Source organism: Stenotrophomonas sp. GD04145, assembly GCF_029835135.1.
GTDB lineage: Bacteria > Pseudomonadota > Gammaproteobacteria > Xanthomonadales > Xanthomonadaceae > Stenotrophomonas > Stenotrophomonas maltophilia_P.
In genome coordinates this window covers 147,385-167,744 of sequence record NZ_JAODZG010000003.1, presented here as the reverse complement: position 1 = coordinate 167,744, position 20,360 = coordinate 147,385, and the positions used below count along the sequence as shown (strand labels likewise).

The window sequence follows — 20,360 nt, the reverse complement described above, 5'->3', positions numbered from 1 at the left end:
ATGCATCGGTAGCGCCGGGCCATGCCCGCCGGGGGTCGATCGCCTACCCTTGCTGGCCCAGGGCGCGCAGCAGGCCACGCGCTTTGGCGCGGGTCTCGTCCAGCTCCTTGTCCGGGTCCGAATCGACCACGATGCCGGCACCGGTGCGGAAACTGACCTCGTAGCCGTCCACCTCGGCGGTACGGATCAGGATGTTCAGGTCCAGGTCGCCATCGCGGTTCAGCCAGCCGAACGCCCCGGTATAGGCACCGCGCGGCACCTGCTCCAGCTCGCTGATGATCTGCATGCAGCGCACCTTCGGGCAGCCGGTGATGGTGCCGCCGGGGAACGTTGCGGCGATCACTTCGCCGGGGGTGACCTCCGGGCGCAGATGGCCGCTGACGTTGCTGACGATGTGGTGCACATGGGCGTAGCTCTCCACCGTCATCAGTTCATCGACCACCACGGTGCCGGGCAGGCAGATGCGGCCCAGATCGTTGCGCTCGAGGTCGATCAGCATCACGTGCTCGGCGCGCTCCTTCGGGTGCCCGACCAGCTCCTGGATGCGCGCGGCATCATCGTCACCCTCGAAACGTGGGCGCGTGCCCGCGATCGGCCGGGTCTGCGCGTGGCCGGCATGCACCGATACCAGCCGCTCCGGCGAGGAGCTGACCACGTGCCGCCCAAACGCACTGAACAGGCCGGCAAACGGTGCGGGGTTGGCGCGGCGCAGCTGTGCGTACAGGGCCTGCGGGCTGACCGGCGTGGCGAACTGCGCGCTCCAGCGCCGCGACAGGTTCACCTGGAACACATCGCCGGCGCGCAGGTAGTCGATCACCCGGCGCACGCCGTCGGTGAAGCGCTGCGGCGCGTCTTCGCCGACCGACTGCGGCGGCTGCCAGCCCTGCCCCGCCTCCGGCAGCGCCTGCGCGGCCAGCGCCACCAGCGAGTCCAGCAGCGCCTGCTCGCCCGCTTCGGCGATGACGAAGCTGGCGTGGTTCTGGTGATCGTGCAGCACGGCCGCCGGGCAGCGCAGCGCCAGTGCCGTCGGCCGGCCATCATCGCGCGCACGCGCCGGCAGCACCGGCTCGATCTGGCTGGCCACTTCGTAGTCGAGCATCAAGGCCCAGCCGCCGCGGAACGGCAGGCTGTGACTGCCATCGTGCGGCAGCCGTGCCTGCTGCCAGGCGCGGTCCAGCGCCTGCAGGAAACTGCCGGGCTGCACCGTATCCTGCTGGTCGCGCACGCAACCATCGGCATCCAGGCGCAGCGTGTCGCCCTGTGCGGCCAACAGCAGGCTCCAGCGCCCCTGCGCGGTGCCGGAAGCGGTGGACTCCATCAGCAGCGGGAAACGTTCCGGCGCTTGCTGCTGCAGGGCCAGCAGATCGATCGGATGCGGCAGCGGGTGGATCAGCGGGGCGTGGGTCATGGTGGCCTGCAGGGGAATTCAGATACACGGAAGCCGCCTTGCGGCGGCTTCCTCGTGCGTGGAGCACGTCCGGTCGAGCATGGCCCGACGCGACAACCCGGTCAGACGCGCTTGAAGATCAGCGTGCCGTTGGTGCCGCCGAAGCCGAAGCCATTGGACATCACCACGTCGACCTTGGCCTGGCGCGCTTCATTGGGGACGTAGTCCAGGTCACAGCCCTCGCCCGGCTCCTGCAGGTTGATGGTCGGCGGGATGACGTTGTCCTGCAGCGCCATCACCGAGAAGATCGCCTCCACACCGCCGGCCGCGCCGAGCAGGTGGCCGGTCATCGACTTGGTGGAGCTGACCATCATCTTGTAGGCGTGGTCGCCGAAGGCGGTCTTCATCGCCATGGTTTCGCCCAGGTCGCCCAGCGGCGTGGAGGTGCCATGTGCGTTGAGGTAACCCACCTGTTCCGGATTCAGGCCAGCGTCCTTCAACGCCATGGTCATGCAGCGGGCAGCGCCTTCGCCGTTCTCGCTCGGCGCGGTCATGTGGTACGCGTCGGAGCTGGCGCCGAAGCCGGCCAGCTCGCAATAGATCTTCGCGCCACGGGCCTTGGCGTGCTCGTACTCTTCCAGGATCAGGATGCCGGCACCGTCGCCCAGCACGAAGCCGTCGCGGTCCTTGTCCCAGGGGCGCGAGGCCTGTTCCGGTGCGTCGTTGCGGGTGGACATGGCCTTCATCGCGCAGAAGCCGCCCACGGCGGTCGGCGAGGAGCCGCGCTCGGCGCCGCCCACCACCATCACGTCCGCATCGCCGTACTGGATCATGCGCATGGCGGTGCCGATCGAGTGGTTCGAGGTGGCGCATGCCGAAACCGCCGAGAACGACGGGCCCTTCAGGCCGGTGATGATGCTCAGCTGGCCCGGCAGCATGTTGATGATGGTCTTGGGCACGTAGAAGGGCGAGATCTTCTTGCCCTCGTGGAATTCGATGGTCTGCTCTTCGATGCCGAGCAGGCCGCCGATGCCGGCGCCGACGATGGCGCCGATGCGCTCGGCATTGGCGTCGGTGATCTCCAGGCCCGAATCATGCAGGGCCATGAACGAGGCACCGAGGCCGTAATGGATGAACGGGTCCATCTTCTTGGCATCCTTGCCGCTGACCCGATACTTGCCGAACAGTGCATTGTCGGCGGTGATGTCGAAGCCCTTGACCTCACCTGCAATCTTGGTGGTGAACCGTTCCAGGTAGGAATCGGCGACGTTGGTCAGCGGACCGATGCCCGAACGACCATGGGTGATGCCTTCCCAGCTGCTGGCCAGATCATTGCCCAACGGCGAGACGATACCCAGGCCGGTTACGACGACGCGACGCTTCATTGCTGATTCTCCTGACCCGAAGATGCTTTCGGGCAACGCGGTTTGCTTCGGTGTGATGCGCAAACACACGGGGCCGCAACAGCGGCCCCATGGGGTGCGGTGCGCGCCGGGCGGATGCCCGCACGCGCACTGCCGTCTGACATCAGGCCTTGACGTGGGCCTTGATGTAGTCGATGGCGGCCTGCACGGTGCTGATCTTCTCGGCTTCTTCGTCCGGGATTTCGCACTCGAATTCTTCTTCCAGCGCCATCACCAGCTCGACGGTGTCCAGCGAGTCAGCGCCCAGGTCATCGACGAACGATGCGCTGGTGGTGACTTCTTCTTCCTTGACGCCAAGCTGTTCGACGACGATTTTCTTGACGCGTTCTTCGATGGTGCTCATGGGATCTCGCTCCAGATGGAGTTGTGGTTCAAAAGTGGTCGCCATCAAGGGCGATGGCCGTGGGATAGTGTAGTGGAAACCGGCGCGCCCTTGCATTGCAGCAAAAATCCACGCAGATCAACCACTTGCGGCGCAATCCGTGCGCCCCTTGCTTACGGCATGTACATGCCGCCGTTCACATGGAGGGTTTCGCCGGTGATGTAGCCGGCAGCCGGGCTGGCCAGGAAGGCCACCGCATGGGCGATGTCTTCCGGCGAACCCAGGCGTTCGAGGGCGATGTCGTTGATCAGCGCGGTGCGCGCTTCTTCCGGCAGTGCCTTGGTCATGTCGGTGTCGATGAAGCCCGGCGCGACCACGTTGACGGTGACGCCACGCGAGCCGATCTCCTTGGCCAGCGACTTGCTGAAGCCGATGATGCCGGCCTTGGCGGCCGCGTAGTTGGCCTGGCCGGCATTGCCGGTCACGCCCACCACCGAGGCGATGTTGATGATGCGGCCCTTGCGTGCCTTCATCATGCCGCGCATGACTGCCTTGCTGGTGCGGAACACGCTGGTCAGGTTGGTGTCGATGATCGAGGCCCAGTCATCGTCCTTCATGCGCATCAGCAGATTGTCGCGGGTGATGCCGGCGTTGTTGACCAGGATCGAGATCTGGCCGAACTCCTTGGCGATGCCATCCAGCACGCTGTCCAGTGCGGCGGCATCGGTGACGTTCAGCGCGCGGCCGTGACCACCGTGGGCCGCCAGGCGCTCGCCGATCGCAGCAGCGCCGGACTCGGTGGTGGCGGTGCCGATGACGGTGGCGCCCTGGGCGGCCAGCAGATCGGCAATGGCGGCACCGATGCCACGGCTGGCGCCGGTGACCAGTGCGATTTCACCCTGCAGGGGCTTGCTCATGATGGTTTCCTCAGACGGGGGCAGCCGCCCCACCCGCGCCGCGTGCAGCGGCCACTGGCAGGGTCGGCAGGAACAGGGGCGATCAGGCCGACCATGCCTCGCGGGCGCTTTCAAAGTCGCCCGGGGTCGCCAGCGAACGGCCGTCGATGGCCTTGTCGATGCGCTTGACCAGACCGGTCAACACCTTGCCCGGGCCACATTCGGCAACCTGGGTGATGCCACGGGTGGCCAGGGCCTGCACGCAACCGGTCCACTGCACCGGCTGGTACAGCTGCTGGACCAGCGCGGTGCGGATGGCATCCACGCCGTCGTGCACCTGGGCATCGACGTTCTGTACCACCGGCAGCTGCGGAGCCTGCCAGGACAGCCCGGCCAGCACTTCGGCCAGACGGTTGGCGGCCTCGCGCATCAACGGGGTATGCGAGGGCACGCTGACGGCCAGCTTCACTGCCTTGCGCACGCCCTTTTCGGCCAGCAACGCCAGCGCGCGGTCGACTGCTGCCGCATCGCCACCGATCACGATCTGGCCGGGCGAGTTGAAGTTGGCCGGTACCACCACCTGGCTGCCCGCTGCTTCGGCGCAGACGTCCAGCACCAGCTGGTCTTCGGCGCCGAGCACGGCGGCCATGGCGCCCACGCCGGCCGGAGCCGCGTCCTGCATCAGCTGGCCGCGCAGGCGCACCAGGTGCGCACCGTCATGCAGGCTCAGCGCGCCAGCGGCGACCAGCGCCGTGTACTCGCCCAGGCTGTGGCCGGCCAGCACCGACGGGCGCGGACCACCCGCGGCGTTCCAGGCGCGCCAAACGCCGATGCTCGCCGCCAGCAGGGCCGGCTGCGTGTATTCGGTACGGTTGAGCATTTCCTCCGGGCCACCCTGGGACAGCGCCCACAGGTCGACGCCGGCACCATCGGATGCCTCGGTGAAGGCCTCACGCACCTGCGGGTGCAGCTCGGCCAGCTCGGCCACCATGCCCACAGACTGCGAGCCCTGGCCGGGGAAGACAAAAGCGAGGGTGGATACGGTCACGCGGTCATCCGCTTGTTGCAATCGAAGCGGGCCATGATAAGGGTGAATCCGCCGTGTCGTCTGTACGTGCGCGTATGCAGGGCGTATGGAGCGCGCCAGCAATGCCGGGCCGGCGAACGGTTGCGGCAGCGCCAAGCCGTGCCCGGTGAACGGCTCCGGTAGCGCCGGGCCATGCCCGGCGGATGCAATCAGCAGAACAACTGCAGAATGTCCAGTTCGCCATCGGCAAAGAAGTCCATGCACAGCCCGACCACCATCAGCACCCCCATGGTGGTGGCGCCGTGCGCGATGAAGATCGAATGGGCCAGCGTGCGCGCCGAGCGTCCGAGCTTCATGCAGACCCGGGCCAGGCGCTGCAGGCGGCCGCTCACAGCGTGCACGTGCTCGCGTACCGGCGCCTGCACGGTGCCGATCGCCTCGGCCATCATCGCCTGCAGGCAGTCAGGCCGGTCGGCGTAGTACTTGGCCACGCCATAGCCGAACATCAGCCAGTCGCGCGCCTGGGCTTCGGCCAGATCCATCACTTCCAGCGGATCTTCCTCGAAGTCGATGAAACCGACCCGCTCGCCATCCCAGGTGAGGTTGCGCGGCAGCGGCTGGCCGAAATAGGCGCCACGGCTGTGTGCTTCGGCAAGTGCCCGCATTGCGGCCATCACCAGCCGGTCCCGCCCGGCGTCGTCGGCCTCGCGCAGGCAGGTGTTGAACGAGCTGCCGTTGTCCCCGATCACCAGCGCGGCATGGCCGCTGCCGATCACGTCGGGCACGTTCACCCCTTGTGCCTGCAGTTCGCCCAGGCGGCGGGCCTCGACCTCGCGTGCGGCGTCTCCGCCCCGGTGCGGCGGCGGGCGCAGCGCGTCCAGCTGGAACCGGCGGGCGACGAAATTGAGCAGGCCCAGGGCCATGGCTCGGCTTCCCTTGCCGTACTGCTTCAGCCAGGCGCGCTGCCCGTCGATGACGATGGGCTCAACCATGACAGGACCTCCTTAAACGCGTTACGGCCCCGGAGGGCCGCAACGACAGACTTCACGTTGTCGTAACTTGCACTATCAATAGCGCAACAGGGCCGAACCCCACGTGAAGCCGCCACCAAAGGCTTCCAGCAGCAGCAGCTGACCGCGCTCGACGCGGCCCGAGCGGACCGCAGCGTCCAGCGCCAGCGGCACCGAGCCGGACGAGGTGTTGCCATGCTGATCGACGGTGACTACGACCTGGTCCATCGACATTTCCAGCCGCTTGGCGGTGGCTTCGATGATGCGCAGGTTGGCCTGGTGCGGGATCAGCCAGTCCAGGTCCGACTTGTCCAGGCCATTGGCAGCCAGGGTCTCGTCCACGACCGAGTCCAGCGCCTTGACGGCGTACTTGAACACGTCGTTGCCCTTCATGTTGATGGTGCCGCCGCCATTGGCGCCGTCCTTGAAACCGGCCGAAACGCCGACCGGATTCCACAGCAGTTCCTTCTTGCTGCCATCAGAGTGCAGATGCGTGCTGAGGATGCCGGTTTCCTCGTCGGCCTTGAGCACGACGGCGCCAGCACCATCACCGAACAGCACGCAGGTGGTGCGGTCGTTCCAGTCGACGATGCGGGTCAGGGTTTCCGCGCCGATCACCAGCACGTGCCTGCAGTCGCCGGAACGGATGAACTTGTCGGCCACGCTCAGCGCGAACACGAAGCCCGAGCAGGCCGCGTTGACGTCGAAGGCGGGGCAACCGGCCACACCGAGCTTGGCCTGGATGAGGCACGCGGTGGACGGAAAAATCAGATCAGGCGTGGTCGTGCCGACCACGATCATGTCGAGCTGGGAAGCGTCGATGCCCGCCGCTTCAAGCGCACGCAGCGCAGCCTGGTAGCCGAGATCGCTGGTGGTCTCGCCTTCGGCCGCAATGTGCCGCTCACGAATACCGGTGCGCGTCTGGATCCACTCGTCCGAGGTTTCGACCATTTTTTCCAGGTCGGCGTTGGTCAGGACTTTTTCCGGCAAATAGCTGCCGGTGCCCGCGATCCTCGAGTAGATCCGCTTGCTCATCATGTTTCCTGTTGCGCGGGCCGCCGATCACCGGCACGCCCGGGGAAAGAAGGCAAAGGCCGCTGCCCGTCGGGCAGCGGCCTTCCCGGCACATCAATCTTCTTCGACGGCCGAGGTCTTGGTCTGGATGACCTTCTTGCCACGGTAGAAACCGTCGGCAGTGATGTGGTGACGCAGATGCACTTCACCGGTGGTCGGGTCGGTCGACAGCTGCTTGGCGCTCAGGGCGTCATGCGAACGACGCTGGCCGCGACGGGACGGGGTAACACGGGATTTCTGGACAGCCATGGGATTGCTCCAAACTCGGTTCGTTTTGCTTCGTCGTTTCGTCGCACAGGACGCCAGCGCCCAGCACACTTTTCGCTTTCGCCGCAGCCGCCGACGACAACCGGCTGCTATTGTTTCTTCAACGCCGCCAACGCCGCGAACGGGTTGGCCTTCTTCGTTTCTTCTTCGCTCGGTGCCCAGTCCTTGTCGACTGCTTCACCGTCGGGTGACAGCGGTACCACCGGCACCGCCAGCACCAGTTCGTCCTCGACCAGGTCCAGCGGACGCAGCTGGCCATCTTCCGGCACCAGCAACGCCTCGTACTCCTCCGGCAGGGACGATTCCTCGTCCTCGTCGCGGATCAGGCCAAGCCTCTGGGTCACCTTCACCGGCAACAGGAATCGCTGCATGCTGCGCTGACAGGTCAGCGGCAGCGCGGTGTCGATGGTCAGTTCCACATAGGATACCCGCAAGACGTCGTCGCGACCGAACTCAAGCGAGTACACGCACTCGCCGTCGGTATCTGCGACCAACCCCTGCAGGCGGGTCAATTCAGCCAGGGACACCTGACCGTCGAAGCGCCTTCGCGCTACAACCATCCGCCAGGCATCCAGCGTTTCGGGCACGTTCGCGGACATAAGCCGCTGAATACTAAGGATCCGGGCGGCGGCTGTCAAATGCCCGCCACATGAGGCTTGCCGCTGGCAGTCAGGCCGGGCCAGACTGCCGCACCCTGCCCCGGTATTGTTGCATGACCCTGGTCCTGGCCTCCACCTCCCGTTACCGCCGCGAACTGCTGCAGCGGCTGGCCCTGCCGTTCGGGTGCGCGCGCCCGGAGGTGGATGAAACGCCGTTGAGCGGTGAAGCCCCGCTGGATCTGGCGGTACGCCTGGCCGCGGCCAAGGCGGCCGATGTGGCCGCCCGCCACCCGGGCGCCTGGGTGATCGGCTCGGACCAGGTCGCCGATCTGGAAGGCCGGCCGCTGGGCAAGCCAGGCACGGTCGATGCCGCCTGTGCGCAGTTGGCGGCCATGGCCGGACGCACCGTACGCTTCCACACCGCCCTCAATCTCACACGCGACGGAGAATCTTTCGCAGCGCTGGATCTGACCGAAGTGCGCTTCCGTCATCTTGATGCCGCGGAAATCGCCCGTTATGTCGCTGCCGAGCAGCCCCTTGACTGTGCCGGCAGCTTCAAATGCGAAGGACTGGGCATCAGCCTGTTCGAAGCCATCGACAGCCGCGATCCCACCGCGCTGGTCGGCCTGCCCCTGATCGCCCTGTGCAGCCTGCTGCGCAGGGCCGGATTCCGGGTGCCCTGAGCCCCGGGGTAGCGCCTTCAGCGCTTCTCCACCACGAACGGCTGCTCCTGCCATGCTTCCACGCTGCCGTCGTGGCCGTACAGGCGCAGGCCCAGCCAGTGCTTGCCCGGTGCCAGCACGGAGGTATCGAGGCTGGCATCGAAGCCCACGGCCGGATGCTGCGGATCGGTGCTGTCCGGCCAGGCCGGGCGCAGGTCGAACTCGCGACCGTAGCGTGCATCGCCGATCGAGCGGCCATCGACCAGCACCTCCACGCGCGCCAGGCCGACACCGTCCTTGAAGGCCCAGCCCCGGATCGCCAGCGTGCCGGACACCTTCTCGCCATTGGACGGCGCATCCAGCCACGCCATCGCCGGCGTCACGCAGGGCCCCGGCGCGCGCTGCGCCGGCAGGCGGAACAGCAGGAAGCGCTGGAAGCCGTGGTCACTGCTGACAATCCGTGGTGCCGGCAGCGGCCCCACCTGTTCGCAGACCGCGTGATAGCGGTCCAGCAGCTCGCGGTACCGCTGGTCGCTGGGTGACAGCACCAGCAGCATGGGCGCGGTGCGCTCACCGGCATGCACCAGGTTCCACTGCGCCAGCTGCGCCGTGCGGCCATGCTTGTCGTTGAGCGGGTGCGGCAACACTTCGATATCGCCATCGCCCAGCTGGAAGCCCAGCTCGGCCCCCACCTTGAAGTTGCCGGCCAGGACACGCGTGCCTTCCGGCATCTGCTGCAGTTCCTCGCGGACCGCCGTGGCCAACGGCTCCCAGCCGGCGAAATTGCGCGGGTAGTACTTGCTGCCGGCCATCTGCTCGCGCAGTGCCGGCGTGGAGGCCATCAGGTAGTAGCCGAACGCCAGCACCATGCCCAGCCCTGCCAGCCACCACCCTGTCCTGCGCAGCCAGCGCGGCCATCCATTGAGCACCACCGGTACCGCGACCAGCAGCGCCAGGTAGCCCGGCAGCGGCCAGTGGAAACTGATGCGCTCGACATCGGTGAAGAACCCCAGCAGGAAGATGCCCAGCGTCGATACGCCGCCCACCAGCCCGAAGTAGCGCCACTGCACGCGCGCACCACCACCGCTGCGCGTGCCGGCCAGCGCCACCTTCCACATCGCGATGCACAGGATGGGGGTGACCAGCATCGGCTGGATCACCAGGAACCACAGCCCACCCCACTCGAACGCCCAGGGATGGCGCTCGACCACCTGGAACTTCAGCCCGGCATCGTGGTTGTCCGCATTCCACGCGAGCAACGGCAACCAGGCCAGTACACCGATGGCCAGCGCGACCCAGACCCGCGGATCGGCCAGCATGCGCCGGCCCTGCGGCAACGCCAGCAACGCGATGAAGCCGACGCCGATCACACCGATGAAGCGATAGTGGCTGAGCGCACCGATCAGCAGGCCCAATGCCAGCTTCATCGCCGATGATGCGTCCACGTTGTGCAGCAGGCGCGCACCCGCGTGCAGGCACAGCACGGCCGCCAGCGCCATGGGTACGTCCGGCACCGCCAGCAGCCCCAGCGTGGCCGACAGTGGCATCAGCAGAGTAAGGCTGCCTGCCTGCCAACCGGCCACGGCACCGAACCAGCGCGTGGCGATGCGCGAAACCAGCCAGGGCAGCAACGCTCCTATCGCCAGGAACGGCAGGCGCAGGGCCAGCACGTGATGACCGCCGATCTCCACGCCCAGCCGGGCCATCCACGCGGTCAGGCCCGGCAGATCGGAATAGGCCGCCGCCAAGTGCTGGCCTTCCTGCCAGTAGAACGCTTCATCGACGAACAGTGGCAGGCGCGCGGCCACCACCAGCTTGGCCGCTGTGACCAGCGTCCATAACCAGAGAAAAATCGTCCGTGCGCGCTGTTCGCCCTGCATTGCTCTATGGATAATCGAGGAGATTCCAGATCAGAGACGATCATGCCAGCTTCGTCCCCCAGTCCCAGCATGCTAACCGATCAACTGCGCCAGTCCCTGCGGGAGGCCCAGGATCAGGTCAACGCGCTGGTGCTGGGCAAGGTTCCGGAAGTGCGGCTCGCCTTCGTCGCTCTGCTGTCCGGTGGACATCTGCTGATCGAGGACCTGCCCGGCCTCGGCAAGACCACGCTGGCCCACGCGCTGGCCAGCAGTCTGGGCCTGGGCTTCCAGCGCGTGCAGTTCACCTCGGACCTGTTGCCGGCCGATGTGCTTGGCGTATCGGTGTATGAGGCAGGCAGTCGCCAGTTCCAGTTCCATCCCGGCCCGGTGTTCACCCATGTGCTGCTGGCCGATGAAATCAACCGCGCGCCACCACGCACGCAGAGCGCGCTGCTGGAGGCCATGGCCGAACAGCAGGTGACACTGGATGGACAGACGCATGCGCTGCCGGACCCCTTCTTCGTGATCGCCACCCAGAATCCGGTGGACCTGTCGGGCACGTTCCCCTTGCCCGACTCGCAGCTGGACCGTTTCCTGCTGCGGCTGGCGATGGGCTATCCCAGCCCGCAGGCCGAGCGTGAGCTGCTGCGCGGCACCGATCGCCGCGACCTGATCGCACGTGCGATGCCGAAACTGGACGAAGTGCAGGTGCGGGCATTGCGTGAGGCCGTAGGCCAGGTCCACGCCAGCGACGCGCTGGTCGACTACGTGCAGGCCCTGCTGACCCGCAGCCGCCAGCATGCAGGCGTGCGCGTAGGGCTGTCGCCTCGTGCCGGACTGGCGCTGCTGCGTGCAGCCCGGGCGCATGCGCTGCTGCTCGGCCGCAGCCATGTCATTCCCGAAGACGTGCAGACGCTGTTCGTGGCGGTGGCGGGGCATCGACTGGTGGCCGAAGCCGAGTCCAGCTCCGGGCCTGCGCTGGCACGCGCGATCCTGCAGACCGTCACGGTGGACTGAGCGTGGCCTCGCGCTGGGCGCGGCTGCAGCTGCTGGCACGCCCGCGTGCGCCGGAAGCACTGCCGCAGCGGTTGAACCGCCACCGCATCTACGTGCTGCCTACACGCTTCGGCCTGTTCGTCGCCACGCTGCTGTCGGCGATGCTGCTGGGTGCGCTGAACTACAACAACAACCCCGCGTTGCTGCTGGCGTTGCTGCTGGCGGCGGCGGCAATCGCCAGCGCCATTGCCGCGCACCTGCAGTTGTCGGGCGTGCAGATCGATGCGATCTCTGCCGAGCCGGTGCCTGCCGGCCAGCCGCTGCGGCTGCGCGTGGACCTGTCGCTGCGTGATCCGCGGCCACGACAGGGGCTGCACCTGCAACTGGGCGACAGCCAGGCCTGGACCTCGCTGCCGGCACAGGGGCGCGGCGAAGTGGAGCTGGACGTCCCCAGCGAACGTCGCGGCTGGCGGGAACTGTCGCGCATCCGCCTGTCCACCACGCAACCGCTGGGCCTGGTCCGTGCGTGGTCGTGGGTGTGGCCGGAACAGCCATTGCTGGTGTATCCCCTGGCCGAAGCGTTGGCCCCCGCGCTGCCGGAGCGCGGCAACGATCCATTGCACACCCGCGCCCACGCCAGCGGCGAAGAGCTGCACCAGCTGCGCCCCTACCGCGCCGGAGACGCGCCACGCAGCATTGCCTGGAAGCACTCCGCGCGCCGCGACAGCCTGCTGGTCCGTGAGTACGAAAAGCCGGTCGGCATCGAGGTCGTGCTGGACTGGCACACGCTGGCGCCACTGCCGACCGAAGCGCGCATCGCACGCCTGGCGCGCTGGATCGACATGGCCGAACGCGGCGGTCGCCGCTACACCCTGCTGCTGCCCTCGCATCCGCCACTGGGGCCAGGACAGGGCGCCAGCCATCACCATCTCTGCCTGCGCGCGCTGGCGCTGATGCCGCATGACTGACGCCGCGCCCACGCTCGACCGCAACGCCCGCACCTGGACCCTGGCCAGCGCTGCGCTTGCGCTGCTGCCACTGCTGCTGCAGTTGCCGCCGATGCTGGCCACGGTGATCGCGCTGGCTGCGCTGCTGACGGCTGCGCTGTCGTGGCGACGCGTGTTGCCGATGCCGGTGCGCCTGCTGCTCGTGCTGGGCATGCTGGCCGCCATCGTCTGGCAGATGGGCCTGGTCCGTCCCGGACGCGATACCGGCTGCGCACTGCTCGCCGCGATGCTTGCAATCAAGTCCAGCGAGCTGCGCAGCCTGCGCGATGCACGCAGCCTGCTGGGCTTTGCGCTGTTCTCGCCATTCGCCGCCTTCCTGCTGGACCAGGGCCCGCTGACCACGCTGCTGGCGGCGCTGGCCGGCCTTTGTGCACTGCTAGCCCTGCAGCGCCTGGCACAGGGCGAGGGCCACGCCGACGCCTTGCCGTTGCGCGGCCAGCTGAAGGGCGTCGGCCGGCTGCTGGCGCTGGGCCTGCCACTGGCGCTGGCGTCGTTCTGGCTGTTTCCGCGTCTGTCCACGCCGCTGTGGGGCGTACCCGAACGCGCGGTCAGTACGCCGGGCCTGTCCGACAGCATGGAGCCGGGGCAGTGGCTGGACCTGATGGCCGACGACACACCTGCGCTGCGAGTGCAGTTCTTCGGCGCCGTACCCGAGCCGGACCAGCGCTACTGGCGAGGACCGGTGTTGACCGACTTCGATGGCCGACGCTGGACCCGTGACCGTGCCCGCACGCAGCGCCCACCCGCGATCGTCGATGCCGGTGCGCGCGGCTGGGACTACCAGATCGACTACGAGCCGACCGACCGCCGCCAGCTGGTGGCACTGGATCTGCCCACCCGTGCGCCGGAAGGCAGCACGCTGGATGCGGACATGAGCCTGCTCAGCGACCGCACGCTGTCGGCGCTGAGCCGGTGGCGCCTGCACTCGGCGCCGCCGCAGCACTTCGACAGCGCGCTCCCCCCCTACCTGCGACGCGCAGCGCTGCAGTTGCCGGCCGGCTTCAATCCGCGCACCGCCACCCTCGCCCGGCAGTGGCGGCAGGAGGCAGGCAGCAACGATGAGGCCGTGGTACGTCGCGCACTGCAGTGGATCACCACCGATTTCTCCTACACGCTGGACACGCCCGTGGCCGGCCGCGACCCCATCGATGAATTCCTGTTCGGCTACAAGGCAGGCTTCTGCGAGCACTTCAGCTCGGCCTTCGTGGTGCTGATGCGCAACGCAGGCATTCCGGCCCGCGTGGTGACCGGCTTCGCCGGCGGCACGCGCAACCGGGTGGGCGACTACTGGGTTGTCCGGCGGATGGATGCCCACGCCTGGGCCGAGGTCTGGCTGCCGCAACGGGGCTGGGTGCGGGTCGATCCAACGGCGGCCGTCGCCCCAGAACGCATCCTGGATACCCTCGACGATCGCCTGCTGGCAGACGCCGGCAATCCGCTGCAGCAGCGCTGGCTGCAGCTGGGTCAGATGGGCGACTGGCTGCGCCGTGGCTGGAACGACCTGGTGCTGTCCTTCGATGCGCGCCGCCAGCAGCAGCTGTTCAAGCCCCTGGGCCTGGACGACATCAAGCCGGGACAGTTGCTGTCAGGCTTCGTGATGGCCGCGTTGGCAGCCGTGCTGTGGATGGCATGGCTGCTGGCCCGGGGCGAGCGCGAACGCGACCCGCTGCTGCGCGCCTGGCACCGCCTGGGCCGGCGCTACGCCCGGCTCGGCCTGGCCCGCGAACCGCACGAGCCGGCACTGCTCTGGGCCCGTCGCGTCCATGCGTGCCGGCCCGATCCGGCCCTGCTGGCACTCAGCCAGCGTTTCGCCGACGCGCGCTACGCTGGAACTTGCACCGACCTCGCTTCATTATTGCGGGACCTGCGCAGGCATCGCCCGACTTCCGGAGCCTCCCCATGAACACCAAGTTCCTTCTCACCGCTGTGGCCACGCTGGCCCTGTCGGCCTGCGCCACGGCCCCAAAGCCGCTGCAGGGACAGTTCAGCATGGTCTCCCCGCGCGATTCAGTCGCCACCCAGCAGGTCGGCACGCCCGTGCGCTGGGGCGGCCGCATCATCGAAACCAAGCCCGGCCAGGGCGAGACCTGCTTCCAGATGATCTCGCGCCCGCTCAACGCCTCCGGCCGCCCGAACACCACCTCGTCCGATGCCAGCGACGGCCGCTTCATCGCCTGCCGCTCCGGCTTCTACGATCCGGCGGTGTTTGAGCCCGGCCGTGACGTGACCTTCATCGGCAAGATCGATGGCTACCAGAACACCCGCATCGGCGAGTACGACTATCGCCTGCCGAAGCTGTCGGCCGATGTGATCTACTTGTGGCCGGAGCAGCGCCAGGTCGACGTCGTGCCCTACCCCTATGGCCCCTGGGGCCCGGGCCCGTATGGCCCGTACTGGGGCTACGGCCGCTGGGGCTGGTGGTAACCCCCCTCCGGTACGCATGACGCAGAAGGCCGCCCACCGGGCGGCCTTCTGCTTGCACGGCATCGCGCCGGCGGGCGCTTACTTCCCGGGCGCGCCGAAATGGCCCAGCGGCGCGCCGGCCAGCAGATGCATGTGGATGTGGAACACGGTCTGCCCTGCATCCTCGCGGCAGTTCATCACGATGCGGTAGCCCTGCTCGGCAAATCCCTCGCGGCGCGCATACTCGGCCGCCGCCAGGGCCAGCTTGCCGATCAGGTGCGCCTGCGAAGGCTGCAGGTCGTCCAGGGTCGGAATGATTTCATTCTTCGGAATGAACAGCACGTGCACCGGCGCCTGCGGCGCGATGTCCTTGAAGCCCAGCACGTCCTCGTCTTCATAGACGATGGTGGCCGGAATCTCGCGACGGATGATCCTGCTGAAAAGGGTTTCGTTGCTCATGGTCGGCCTCGGTGAAATGTCGCCTGCATTGTAGGCAACCCCCGCCCCTCAAAGGGCCAGGCCGTCAATCGCGGAATTCGCTGCGGGTGCCGAACGCGTGCGACAGCGTGCCGCGATCCACGTATTCCAGTTCGCCCCCCAGCGGCAGCCCCTGCGCCAACCGGCTCGGCCGGACCTGGCGGGCCCGCGCCAGCTGCGCCAGATAATGCGCGGTGGCCTCTCCCTCGACGGTGGCGCTGGTGGCGATGATCAGCTCCTGCACTTCGCCTTCGCCAAGGCGCTGCTCCAGCTGCTCCAGGCCCAGGTCGCGCGGACCGATGCCGTCGAGCGGCGACAGACGCCCCTGCAGCACGAAGTAGACACCCCGGAAGCCGGTGGCATTCTCGATGGCAAGGCGGTCGGCGGGCGATTCCACCACGCACAGCTGGCTGCGCTCGCGGCTACCGTTGGCGCAGGTCGGGCACAGTTCGGTTTCACTGAAATCGCGGCACTGCGCGCAGTGGCCGATGCGCTCTACGGCCAGCGCCAACACCTCGGCCAGGCGCTGGCCGCCGTCGCGTTCGCGTTCCAGCAGGTGGTAGGCCATGCGCTGCGCGGTCTTCTGGCCCACGCCAGGCAGCACCCGCAGCGCATCGATCAATTGTTCAAGCAGGGGTGCGGACACGGCAGCTTCTGGCTTTATGGGTGTGCGCGGCACCCGGCAACGCGGGCACCGCGCCGACGATCAGAACGGCAGCTTCATGCCCGGCGGAAGCTGCATGCCGGCGGTAGCCGAGCCCATCTTCGACTTCGATTCGGCATCGATCTTGTTGGAGGCATCGTTGAACGCCGCGGCGATCAGGTCTTCCAGCATCTCCGGGTCACTGGCCAGCGACGGGTCGATGCGCACCTTGCGGCACTCCTTGGCACCGGTCAGCGTCACGCTGACCATGCCACCGCCGGCACTGCCGGTCACTTCGATCCTGGCGATTTCTTCCTGGGCCTTCTGCAGGTTCTCCTGCATCTTCTGGGCCTGCTGCATCAGTTGGGCGATGTTGCCGCGCATAGTGTCTTACTCGTCAAAAGAACGGATGGAATCGGAAACGACCCGGGCGCCGTGTTGCTGGATCAGCACCTGCACTTCCGGATCGTCCATGAAAACAGCCTCTGCCACCTGTTGCCGCTCGCCGCGCTGGCGATCGGCGCGCTGGTGCAGGGTCTCGGCCGGAACGTGTTCGGTTTCCACGGTCTCGACCACGATCTTCAGCGCGTGCCCCAAGGCCTTTTCCAGCATTTCGCCAAGAGCGGCCAGCGCGCGTTCCGAGCGCAGGTACTCAAATCCGGGCGAAAGCCCCAGTTTCAAGGTCCCCTGCCGGCAGGAGATGAAGGCGGCATTGGCCGCAAGCTGCCGTGAAGGCCCGCTCAGGCCGCTGTTGGCGACCAGGTCCAGCCAGTCTTCCGCCGTCGCCAGCTCGCCGATGTCAGCCCGCGCGCCCGTCTCCGCCGACGCGACGGGCGCAGGTGGAGCGATGACGATGCCATCGGAACGGAACGGACGCTCGGGCGCGGCTGATGCAGCGACCGGAGGCGACGGCTCATGCCAGGGCGCGACCATTGCCGCGTCCGGCGTGGCGACATCCGCAGCCAGTGCCTGGTCGCGGGCCTCGGCCTCGTCCGTGGCCCACGGCGGAAGATCGTCGACGGCCACCGGCACCGGGATGCCGTCGGCCTTGACCGGCGGCGGCGACACCGGTTCTTCGACCGGAACCGGCTTCGGCTCAGGCGCCGGATCAGGTTCGGGTTCGGGCGCCGGCTCTGGTTTCGGGTCGGGTTCGCGTGGGGCGGCCTGCGCAGGCACGCGGGCCGGGATCGCGGCAGCGGCGGCCACCGGGGCCGTTTCCTGGCTGCCAGCACCCGCCCCACCACCGGGCATCGCCCCCCCGGCGGCACCGCCGGCGGCATCCACCGAACGCGGCACCGGCGGCACCGACGCTGCCGGGCGGAACGCCAGCATGCGCAGCACGGCCATTTCAAAGCCCGCGCGCGGGCTCGGCGCCAGCGACAGGTCGCGACGGCCGTTCAGGGCCATCTGATACCAGAGCTGCACCACCTCCGGACGCAGCCGCCCGGCGAACGCTGCCGCGTCCAGGCCTTCAGCCGCGGCGGCAACACCCGGTACCAGCTGCTGCACCTGGATGCGATGCAGGCCTTCGGCCAAGGCCTCCAGCACGCCACTCCAGTCGGGCGAGAATTCCGCCAGTGCCGCCACCACCTGCAACAGGCGCGAACCGTCACCTTCGGCGAGGGCATCGAGCATCGCTGCCACCTGGGTGCGATCGACGGTCCCCAGCATGGTGCGCACCACATCGTCGCGCAGCGCACCACCGGCGTAGGCGATGGCCTGGTCCAGCAGCGACAGACCGTCGCGCAAACTGCCGTCGGCGGCCTTGGCCAGCTGCACGATGGCACTGCCGTCGGCTTCGATCTCCTCGGCCGCCAGGATGCGGGTCATCTGGCCCTGGATCTGGTCCTCATCCAGGCGCTTGAGGTTGAACTGCAGGCAGCGGCTGAGCACGGTGACCGGCAGCTTCTGCGGATCGGTGGTGGCCAGCAGGAACTTGACGTGCTCCGGCGGCTCTTCCAGCGTCTTCAGCAGCGCGTTGAACGCCGCCTTCGAGAGCATGTGCACTTCGTCGATCAGGTAGACCTTGTACTTGCCGCGCGAGGGCATGTACTGCGCGTTCTCGATCACCTCACGGACGTCATCCACGCCGGTGTTGGACGCGGCGTCGATCTCCAGCAGGTCGATGTAGCGACCGGCATCGATGTCCAGGCAGGCCGGGCACTGGCCGCACGGATCGGCACTGGTGCCCTGCTCGCAGTTCAGCGACTTGGCGAAGATGCGCGCGATGGTGGTCTTGCCCACACCGCGGGTACCGGTGAACAGGAACGCGTGGTGGACCCGGCCACTGTCCAGCGCATTGCTGAGCGCACGGACCACGTGTTCCTGGCCCACCAGCTCGGCAAAACGCTTCGGACGCCACTTGCGGGCAAGGACGAGATAGGACATCAGGCCACCGTCTTCCATCGGATGCTCCATTGTGCCACGCCTGTCCATCCCCCTCCGCCTGCGACGCGCCCTGAATGGGTGCTTGTGTCCTGCCGCGCCGCCCGCTAGAATCTGCGCCCCTGCTGAGGCGTTTGCCGATGGCAGGGATCCGGAGAGGTGTCCGAGTGGTTGAAGGAGCACGCCTGGAAAGTGTGTAAGCGTCTAAACCGCGCTTCGGGGGTTCGAATCCCCCTCTCTCCGCCAGACTCTGCAAACCCCTGAGAAATCAGGGGTTTTGCTTTTCTGGGCCTACTAGGGGGCAGGACACAAATCGGGACACATCCCGATGAGAGTTCCCCATCACTTGATCAAGACGCCAGCGGGCTTTTCGTTCCGCCAGCGCGTGCCCGTCGACCTCCAGCCCCTTCTGGGCTGCCGAATTCTCAAGCGAAGCCTTCGAACACGCGAAATGCGCAGCGCCCAGGCTTGCGCCTTGGTCCTAGCCGCCCGCTATGCTGAAGTCTTCAGCGCCATCAGGAAGAACGGCATGGGCGAGAAGACGGCAGAGCAATGGCTCCAGGAGCTTCGGGGACAACGGCTCCAGGACTACACCCTGGAACGAGACGCCAATGGCACCCTGCGTATCCAAGCGGAGCCAGGCGAAGACACCGAGGCGCTGACTCGCGCCATCGAGAGTATCGGACGGATCAACCCTGCGTTCTTCGGCGCGGCAGCCGCCCCGGCAGCCCCCTCCAAGCCTCAGCCCAGCAAAGTTCTGTCGCTGATGGAAGCGCGTGATCTTTGGCTCAAAGCCATTGCCCCCGACACCATCCCCAAGACCTACAGCATCAAGAAGTCGGCGATTGACGGGTTCGTGCGCGTCACCGGCCCTGACTATCCCTTGCCGAGCATCAACCGGATCGACCTGTCGAACTTCTATCAGTCGCTCGCCGACGCTGGCATCTCAACCCCGACCCGGGTGAACAAACAGTCCTACCTGGGCGGCTTCTTCGATTGGTTGATTGCCGCTGGCTACTACACAGACAGCAATCCGGCCCGAAGCCATGTCTCATACGGCAATAGCGCCAAGCGTAAGCGGCGCAAGCTGGGCTTCAAGGCCTTCGACCTGAAGCAAATCAGCCTCCTCTTTGCTCCCTCGGCCTTTGCCACCTTGTCACCTGCCGCGCGCTGGGCAGCCTTGTTGGGCCTGTATACGGGTGCCCGGGCCTCCGAAGTTGGGCAGCTACTGGTGAGCGATGTGCAAACGGAGGGAGGGGTGGCCTACATCCATATTAATGACGACGGCGAGCACCAGCGCCTCAAGAGCGAGGCCAGTATCCGGACTGTCCCGATCCACGCTGACCTGATGGCCCTGGGCTTCGGCGACTATGTTGCCAGCCTGCCCACCTCAAGCCGTCTCTTCCCCCAAGCGAAGGCCAATGCCGTCAATGGCGCGGGGAACTGGATATCCAAGGCCTTTACCCGCCACCTCGCTGAGCACGGAAAGACCTGGCCCAAGGCCAAGCGCGGTTTTCATTCACTGCGCAAGACGGTCATTCAGCAAATGCAGGGATTCGGTGTTGCCTCAGAAATGCGCGCCCAGATCGTCGGCCATGAGCTTGATGATGAGCACCATCCCGTCTACAGCCGGGAATTCACCCCGGCAGAAAAGCTTAATGGGCTGATCACTCCTGAATTCAAAACAGCGGGCCTGTCATCCTTGAGCTTCAATCTTGAGCTCGCTGCACTGAAGAAGTTGCTTGGGTAGCGGATCTCCGCGCCAGGAAAATTACATGGAACGTCTAGGAGTATCTCTAACGGGCCAACATTGGCACTGACAAACGCCGCGACTATTGCGATCAACGCAAATGATGGTTTTATGAAAGCTCCCCCACGTTAGGAGCTTCATATGCCGTTAGAAAGAAAGCTGGCTATCGCTA

General features: G+C 67.0%; 20 protein-coding genes and 1 tRNA gene. 7 read left to right on the top strand and 14 right to left on the bottom strand.

All coding sequences use genetic code 11. The features are described from left to right. Positions 1–43: 43 nt before the first annotated feature. The 9 genes from N7367_RS02965 to N7367_RS02925 all read right to left on the bottom strand — a co-directional run bounded on the left by N7367_RS02965 (position 44) and on the right by N7367_RS02925 (position 8,006). A complete protein-coding gene (locus N7367_RS02965; RefSeq protein ID WP_065182457.1) occupies positions 44–1,408 on the bottom strand; it encodes an aminodeoxychorismate synthase component I in 1,365 nt (454 codons plus the stop codon). 101 nt (positions 1,409–1,509) lie between these two features. Continuing rightward, the gene (gene fabF / locus N7367_RS02960; protein ID WP_053519103.1) at positions 1,510–2,772 is read right to left on the bottom strand and encodes a beta-ketoacyl-ACP synthase II; all 1,263 of its coding nucleotides are present in this window, start codon (positions 2,770–2,772) and stop codon (positions 1,510–1,512) included. A 142-nt stretch (positions 2,773–2,914) separates the two neighbouring features. Further along, positions 2,915–3,154 (bottom strand): acyl carrier protein, encoded by a 240-nt coding sequence (gene acpP, locus N7367_RS02955; RefSeq protein WP_053519101.1) that lies wholly within the window; start codon positions 3,152–3,154, stop codon positions 2,915–2,917. 152 nt (positions 3,155–3,306) lie between these two features. Beyond that, positions 3,307–4,050: a 3-oxoacyl-ACP reductase FabG gene (gene fabG / locus N7367_RS02950; protein ID WP_279941687.1), complete on the bottom strand. Its 744-nt coding sequence runs from the start codon at positions 4,048–4,050 to the stop codon at positions 3,307–3,309. Between the two features lie 82 nt (positions 4,051–4,132). Further along, the gene (gene fabD / locus N7367_RS02945) at positions 4,133–5,077 is read right to left on the bottom strand and encodes an ACP S-malonyltransferase (protein WP_279941686.1); all 945 of its coding nucleotides are present in this window, start codon (positions 5,075–5,077) and stop codon (positions 4,133–4,135) included. Between the two features lie 188 nt (positions 5,078–5,265). Beyond that, positions 5,266–6,048: a serine/threonine protein phosphatase gene (locus N7367_RS02940; protein WP_065182460.1), complete on the bottom strand. Its 783-nt coding sequence runs from the start codon at positions 6,046–6,048 to the stop codon at positions 5,266–5,268. A 75-nt stretch (positions 6,049–6,123) separates the two neighbouring features. Further along, positions 6,124–7,101 carry a beta-ketoacyl-ACP synthase III gene (locus tag N7367_RS02935; protein ID WP_053519093.1) on the bottom strand — a complete coding sequence of 326 codons (978 nt, stop codon included), beginning with the start codon at positions 7,099–7,101 and terminating at the stop codon, positions 6,124–6,126. Positions 7,102–7,194: 93 nt separating this feature from the next. Further along, the gene (rpmF, locus tag N7367_RS02930; protein ID WP_005408308.1) at positions 7,195–7,389 is read right to left on the bottom strand and encodes a 50S ribosomal protein L32; all 195 of its coding nucleotides are present in this window, start codon (positions 7,387–7,389) and stop codon (positions 7,195–7,197) included. A 107-nt stretch (positions 7,390–7,496) separates the two neighbouring features. Next, entirely contained in the window at positions 7,497–8,006 is a 510-nt protein-coding gene (locus N7367_RS02925) for a YceD family protein (RefSeq protein WP_049404889.1), read from the bottom strand. A 113-nt stretch (positions 8,007–8,119) separates the two neighbouring features. Between N7367_RS02925 and N7367_RS02920 the strand changes: the two genes are divergently transcribed. Further along, a complete protein-coding gene (locus N7367_RS02920; RefSeq protein ID WP_065182461.1) occupies positions 8,120–8,689 on the top strand; it encodes a Maf family nucleotide pyrophosphatase in 570 nt (189 codons plus the stop codon). 17 nt (positions 8,690–8,706) lie between these two features. On the opposite strand, the gene N7367_RS02915 is transcribed toward N7367_RS02920, so the two are convergent. After that, positions 8,707–10,548: a glycosyltransferase family 39 protein gene (locus tag N7367_RS02915; protein WP_053519089.1), complete on the bottom strand. Its 1,842-nt coding sequence runs from the start codon at positions 10,546–10,548 to the stop codon at positions 8,707–8,709. Positions 10,549–10,590: 42 nt separating this feature from the next. On the opposite strand from N7367_RS02915, the gene N7367_RS02910 reads away from it, so the two are divergent. The 4 genes from N7367_RS02910 to N7367_RS02895 are packed head-to-tail and all read left to right on the top strand — an operon-like array spanning position 10,591 to position 14,954. Further along, positions 10,591–11,544 (top strand): AAA family ATPase, encoded by a 954-nt coding sequence (locus N7367_RS02910; protein ID WP_065175954.1) that lies wholly within the window; start codon positions 10,591–10,593, stop codon positions 11,542–11,544. A 2-nt stretch (positions 11,545–11,546) separates the two neighbouring features. Next, positions 11,547–12,491, top strand: coding sequence for a DUF58 domain-containing protein (locus N7367_RS02905; protein ID WP_053519085.1), 945 nt, complete (start codon positions 11,547–11,549; stop codon positions 12,489–12,491). Beyond that, positions 12,484–14,433, top strand: a complete 1,950-nt coding sequence (locus N7367_RS02900; protein ID WP_279941685.1) for a DUF3488 and transglutaminase-like domain-containing protein — start codon at positions 12,484–12,486, stop codon at positions 14,431–14,433. The genes N7367_RS02905 and N7367_RS02900 overlap by 8 nt, the downstream gene beginning before the upstream one ends. Further along, positions 14,430–14,954 (top strand): Slp family lipoprotein, encoded by a 525-nt coding sequence (locus N7367_RS02895; protein WP_053519081.1) that lies wholly within the window; start codon positions 14,430–14,432, stop codon positions 14,952–14,954. The genes N7367_RS02900 and N7367_RS02895 overlap by 4 nt, the downstream gene beginning before the upstream one ends. A gap of 78 nt (positions 14,955–15,032) precedes the next feature. Here the strand turns inward: N7367_RS02895 and N7367_RS02890 are convergent, their stop codons facing one another. The 4 genes from N7367_RS02890 to dnaX all read right to left on the bottom strand — a co-directional run bounded on the left by N7367_RS02890 (position 15,033) and on the right by dnaX (position 18,459). Further along, positions 15,033–15,392, bottom strand: a complete 360-nt coding sequence (locus tag N7367_RS02890; protein WP_128989833.1) for a histidine triad nucleotide-binding protein — start codon at positions 15,390–15,392, stop codon at positions 15,033–15,035. 64 nt (positions 15,393–15,456) lie between these two features. Next, positions 15,457–16,056: a recombination mediator RecR gene (recR, locus tag N7367_RS02885; protein ID WP_053519077.1), complete on the bottom strand. Its 600-nt coding sequence runs from the start codon at positions 16,054–16,056 to the stop codon at positions 15,457–15,459. Positions 16,057–16,116: 60 nt separating this feature from the next. Further along, a complete protein-coding gene (locus N7367_RS02880) occupies positions 16,117–16,437 on the bottom strand; it encodes a YbaB/EbfC family nucleoid-associated protein (RefSeq protein WP_010483846.1) in 321 nt (106 codons plus the stop codon). 6 nt (positions 16,438–16,443) lie between these two features. Continuing rightward, complete coding sequence (gene dnaX, locus N7367_RS02875) at positions 16,444–18,459, bottom strand: DNA polymerase III subunit gamma/tau (protein WP_279941684.1); 2,016 nt, start codon at positions 18,457–18,459, stop codon at positions 16,444–16,446. 132 nt (positions 18,460–18,591) lie between these two features. Between dnaX and N7367_RS02870 the strand changes: the two genes are divergently transcribed. Together N7367_RS02870 and N7367_RS02865 are read left to right on the top strand one after the other, a co-directional pair. Continuing rightward, a tRNA-Ser gene (locus N7367_RS02870) sits at positions 18,592–18,684 on the top strand. 82 nt (positions 18,685–18,766) lie between these two features. Next, positions 18,767–20,188, top strand: coding sequence for a DUF6538 domain-containing protein (locus N7367_RS02865; protein WP_279941683.1), 1,422 nt, complete (start codon positions 18,767–18,769; stop codon positions 20,186–20,188). The last annotated feature ends 172 nt before the right edge of the window (positions 20,189–20,360 follow it).

Excerpts from the sequence above, each read along its gene's own strand:
- N7367_RS02890 (WP_128989833.1), bottom strand. The coding sequence starts at position 15,392 with ATGAGCAACGAAACCCTTTTCAGCAGGATCATCCGTCGCGAGATTCCG.
- N7367_RS02940 (WP_065182460.1), bottom strand. The coding sequence starts at position 6,048 with ATGGTTGAGCCCATCGTCATCGACGGGCAGCGCGCCTGGCTGAAGCAG.
- dnaX (WP_279941684.1), bottom strand. The coding sequence starts at position 18,459 with ATGGAAGACGGTGGCCTGATGTCCTATCTCGTCCTTGCCCGCAAGTGG.
- N7367_RS02935 (WP_053519093.1), bottom strand. The coding sequence starts at position 7,101 with ATGAGCAAGCGGATCTACTCGAGGATCGCGGGCACCGGCAGCTATTTG.
- N7367_RS02895 (WP_053519081.1), top strand. The coding sequence starts at position 14,430 with ATGAACACCAAGTTCCTTCTCACCGCTGTGGCCACGCTGGCCCTGTCG.
- acpP (WP_053519101.1), bottom strand. The coding sequence starts at position 3,154 with ATGAGCACCATCGAAGAACGCGTCAAGAAAATCGTCGTCGAACAGCTT.
- N7367_RS02910 (WP_065175954.1), top strand. The coding sequence starts at position 10,591 with ATGCCAGCTTCGTCCCCCAGTCCCAGCATGCTAACCGATCAACTGCGC.
- rpmF (WP_005408308.1), bottom strand. The coding sequence starts at position 7,389 with ATGGCTGTCCAGAAATCCCGTGTTACCCCGTCCCGTCGCGGCCAGCGT.
- fabG (WP_279941687.1), bottom strand. The coding sequence starts at position 4,050 with ATGAGCAAGCCCCTGCAGGGTGAAATCGCACTGGTCACCGGCGCCAGC.
- N7367_RS02900 (WP_279941685.1), top strand. The coding sequence starts at position 12,484 with ATGACTGACGCCGCGCCCACGCTCGACCGCAACGCCCGCACCTGGACC.
- N7367_RS02915 (WP_053519089.1), bottom strand. The coding sequence starts at position 10,548 with ATGCAGGGCGAACAGCGCGCACGGACGATTTTTCTCTGGTTATGGACG.
- N7367_RS02880 (WP_010483846.1), bottom strand. The coding sequence starts at position 16,437 with ATGCGCGGCAACATCGCCCAACTGATGCAGCAGGCCCAGAAGATGCAG.
- N7367_RS02965 (WP_065182457.1), bottom strand. The coding sequence starts at position 1,408 with ATGACCCACGCCCCGCTGATCCACCCGCTGCCGCATCCGATCGATCTG.
- N7367_RS02925 (WP_049404889.1), bottom strand. The coding sequence starts at position 8,006 with ATGTCCGCGAACGTGCCCGAAACGCTGGATGCCTGGCGGATGGTTGTA.
- fabF (WP_053519103.1), bottom strand. The coding sequence starts at position 2,772 with ATGAAGCGTCGCGTCGTCGTAACCGGCCTGGGTATCGTCTCGCCGTTG.
- N7367_RS02865 (WP_279941683.1), top strand. The coding sequence starts at position 18,767 with ATGAGAGTTCCCCATCACTTGATCAAGACGCCAGCGGGCTTTTCGTTC.
- N7367_RS02920 (WP_065182461.1), top strand. The coding sequence starts at position 8,120 with ATGACCCTGGTCCTGGCCTCCACCTCCCGTTACCGCCGCGAACTGCTG.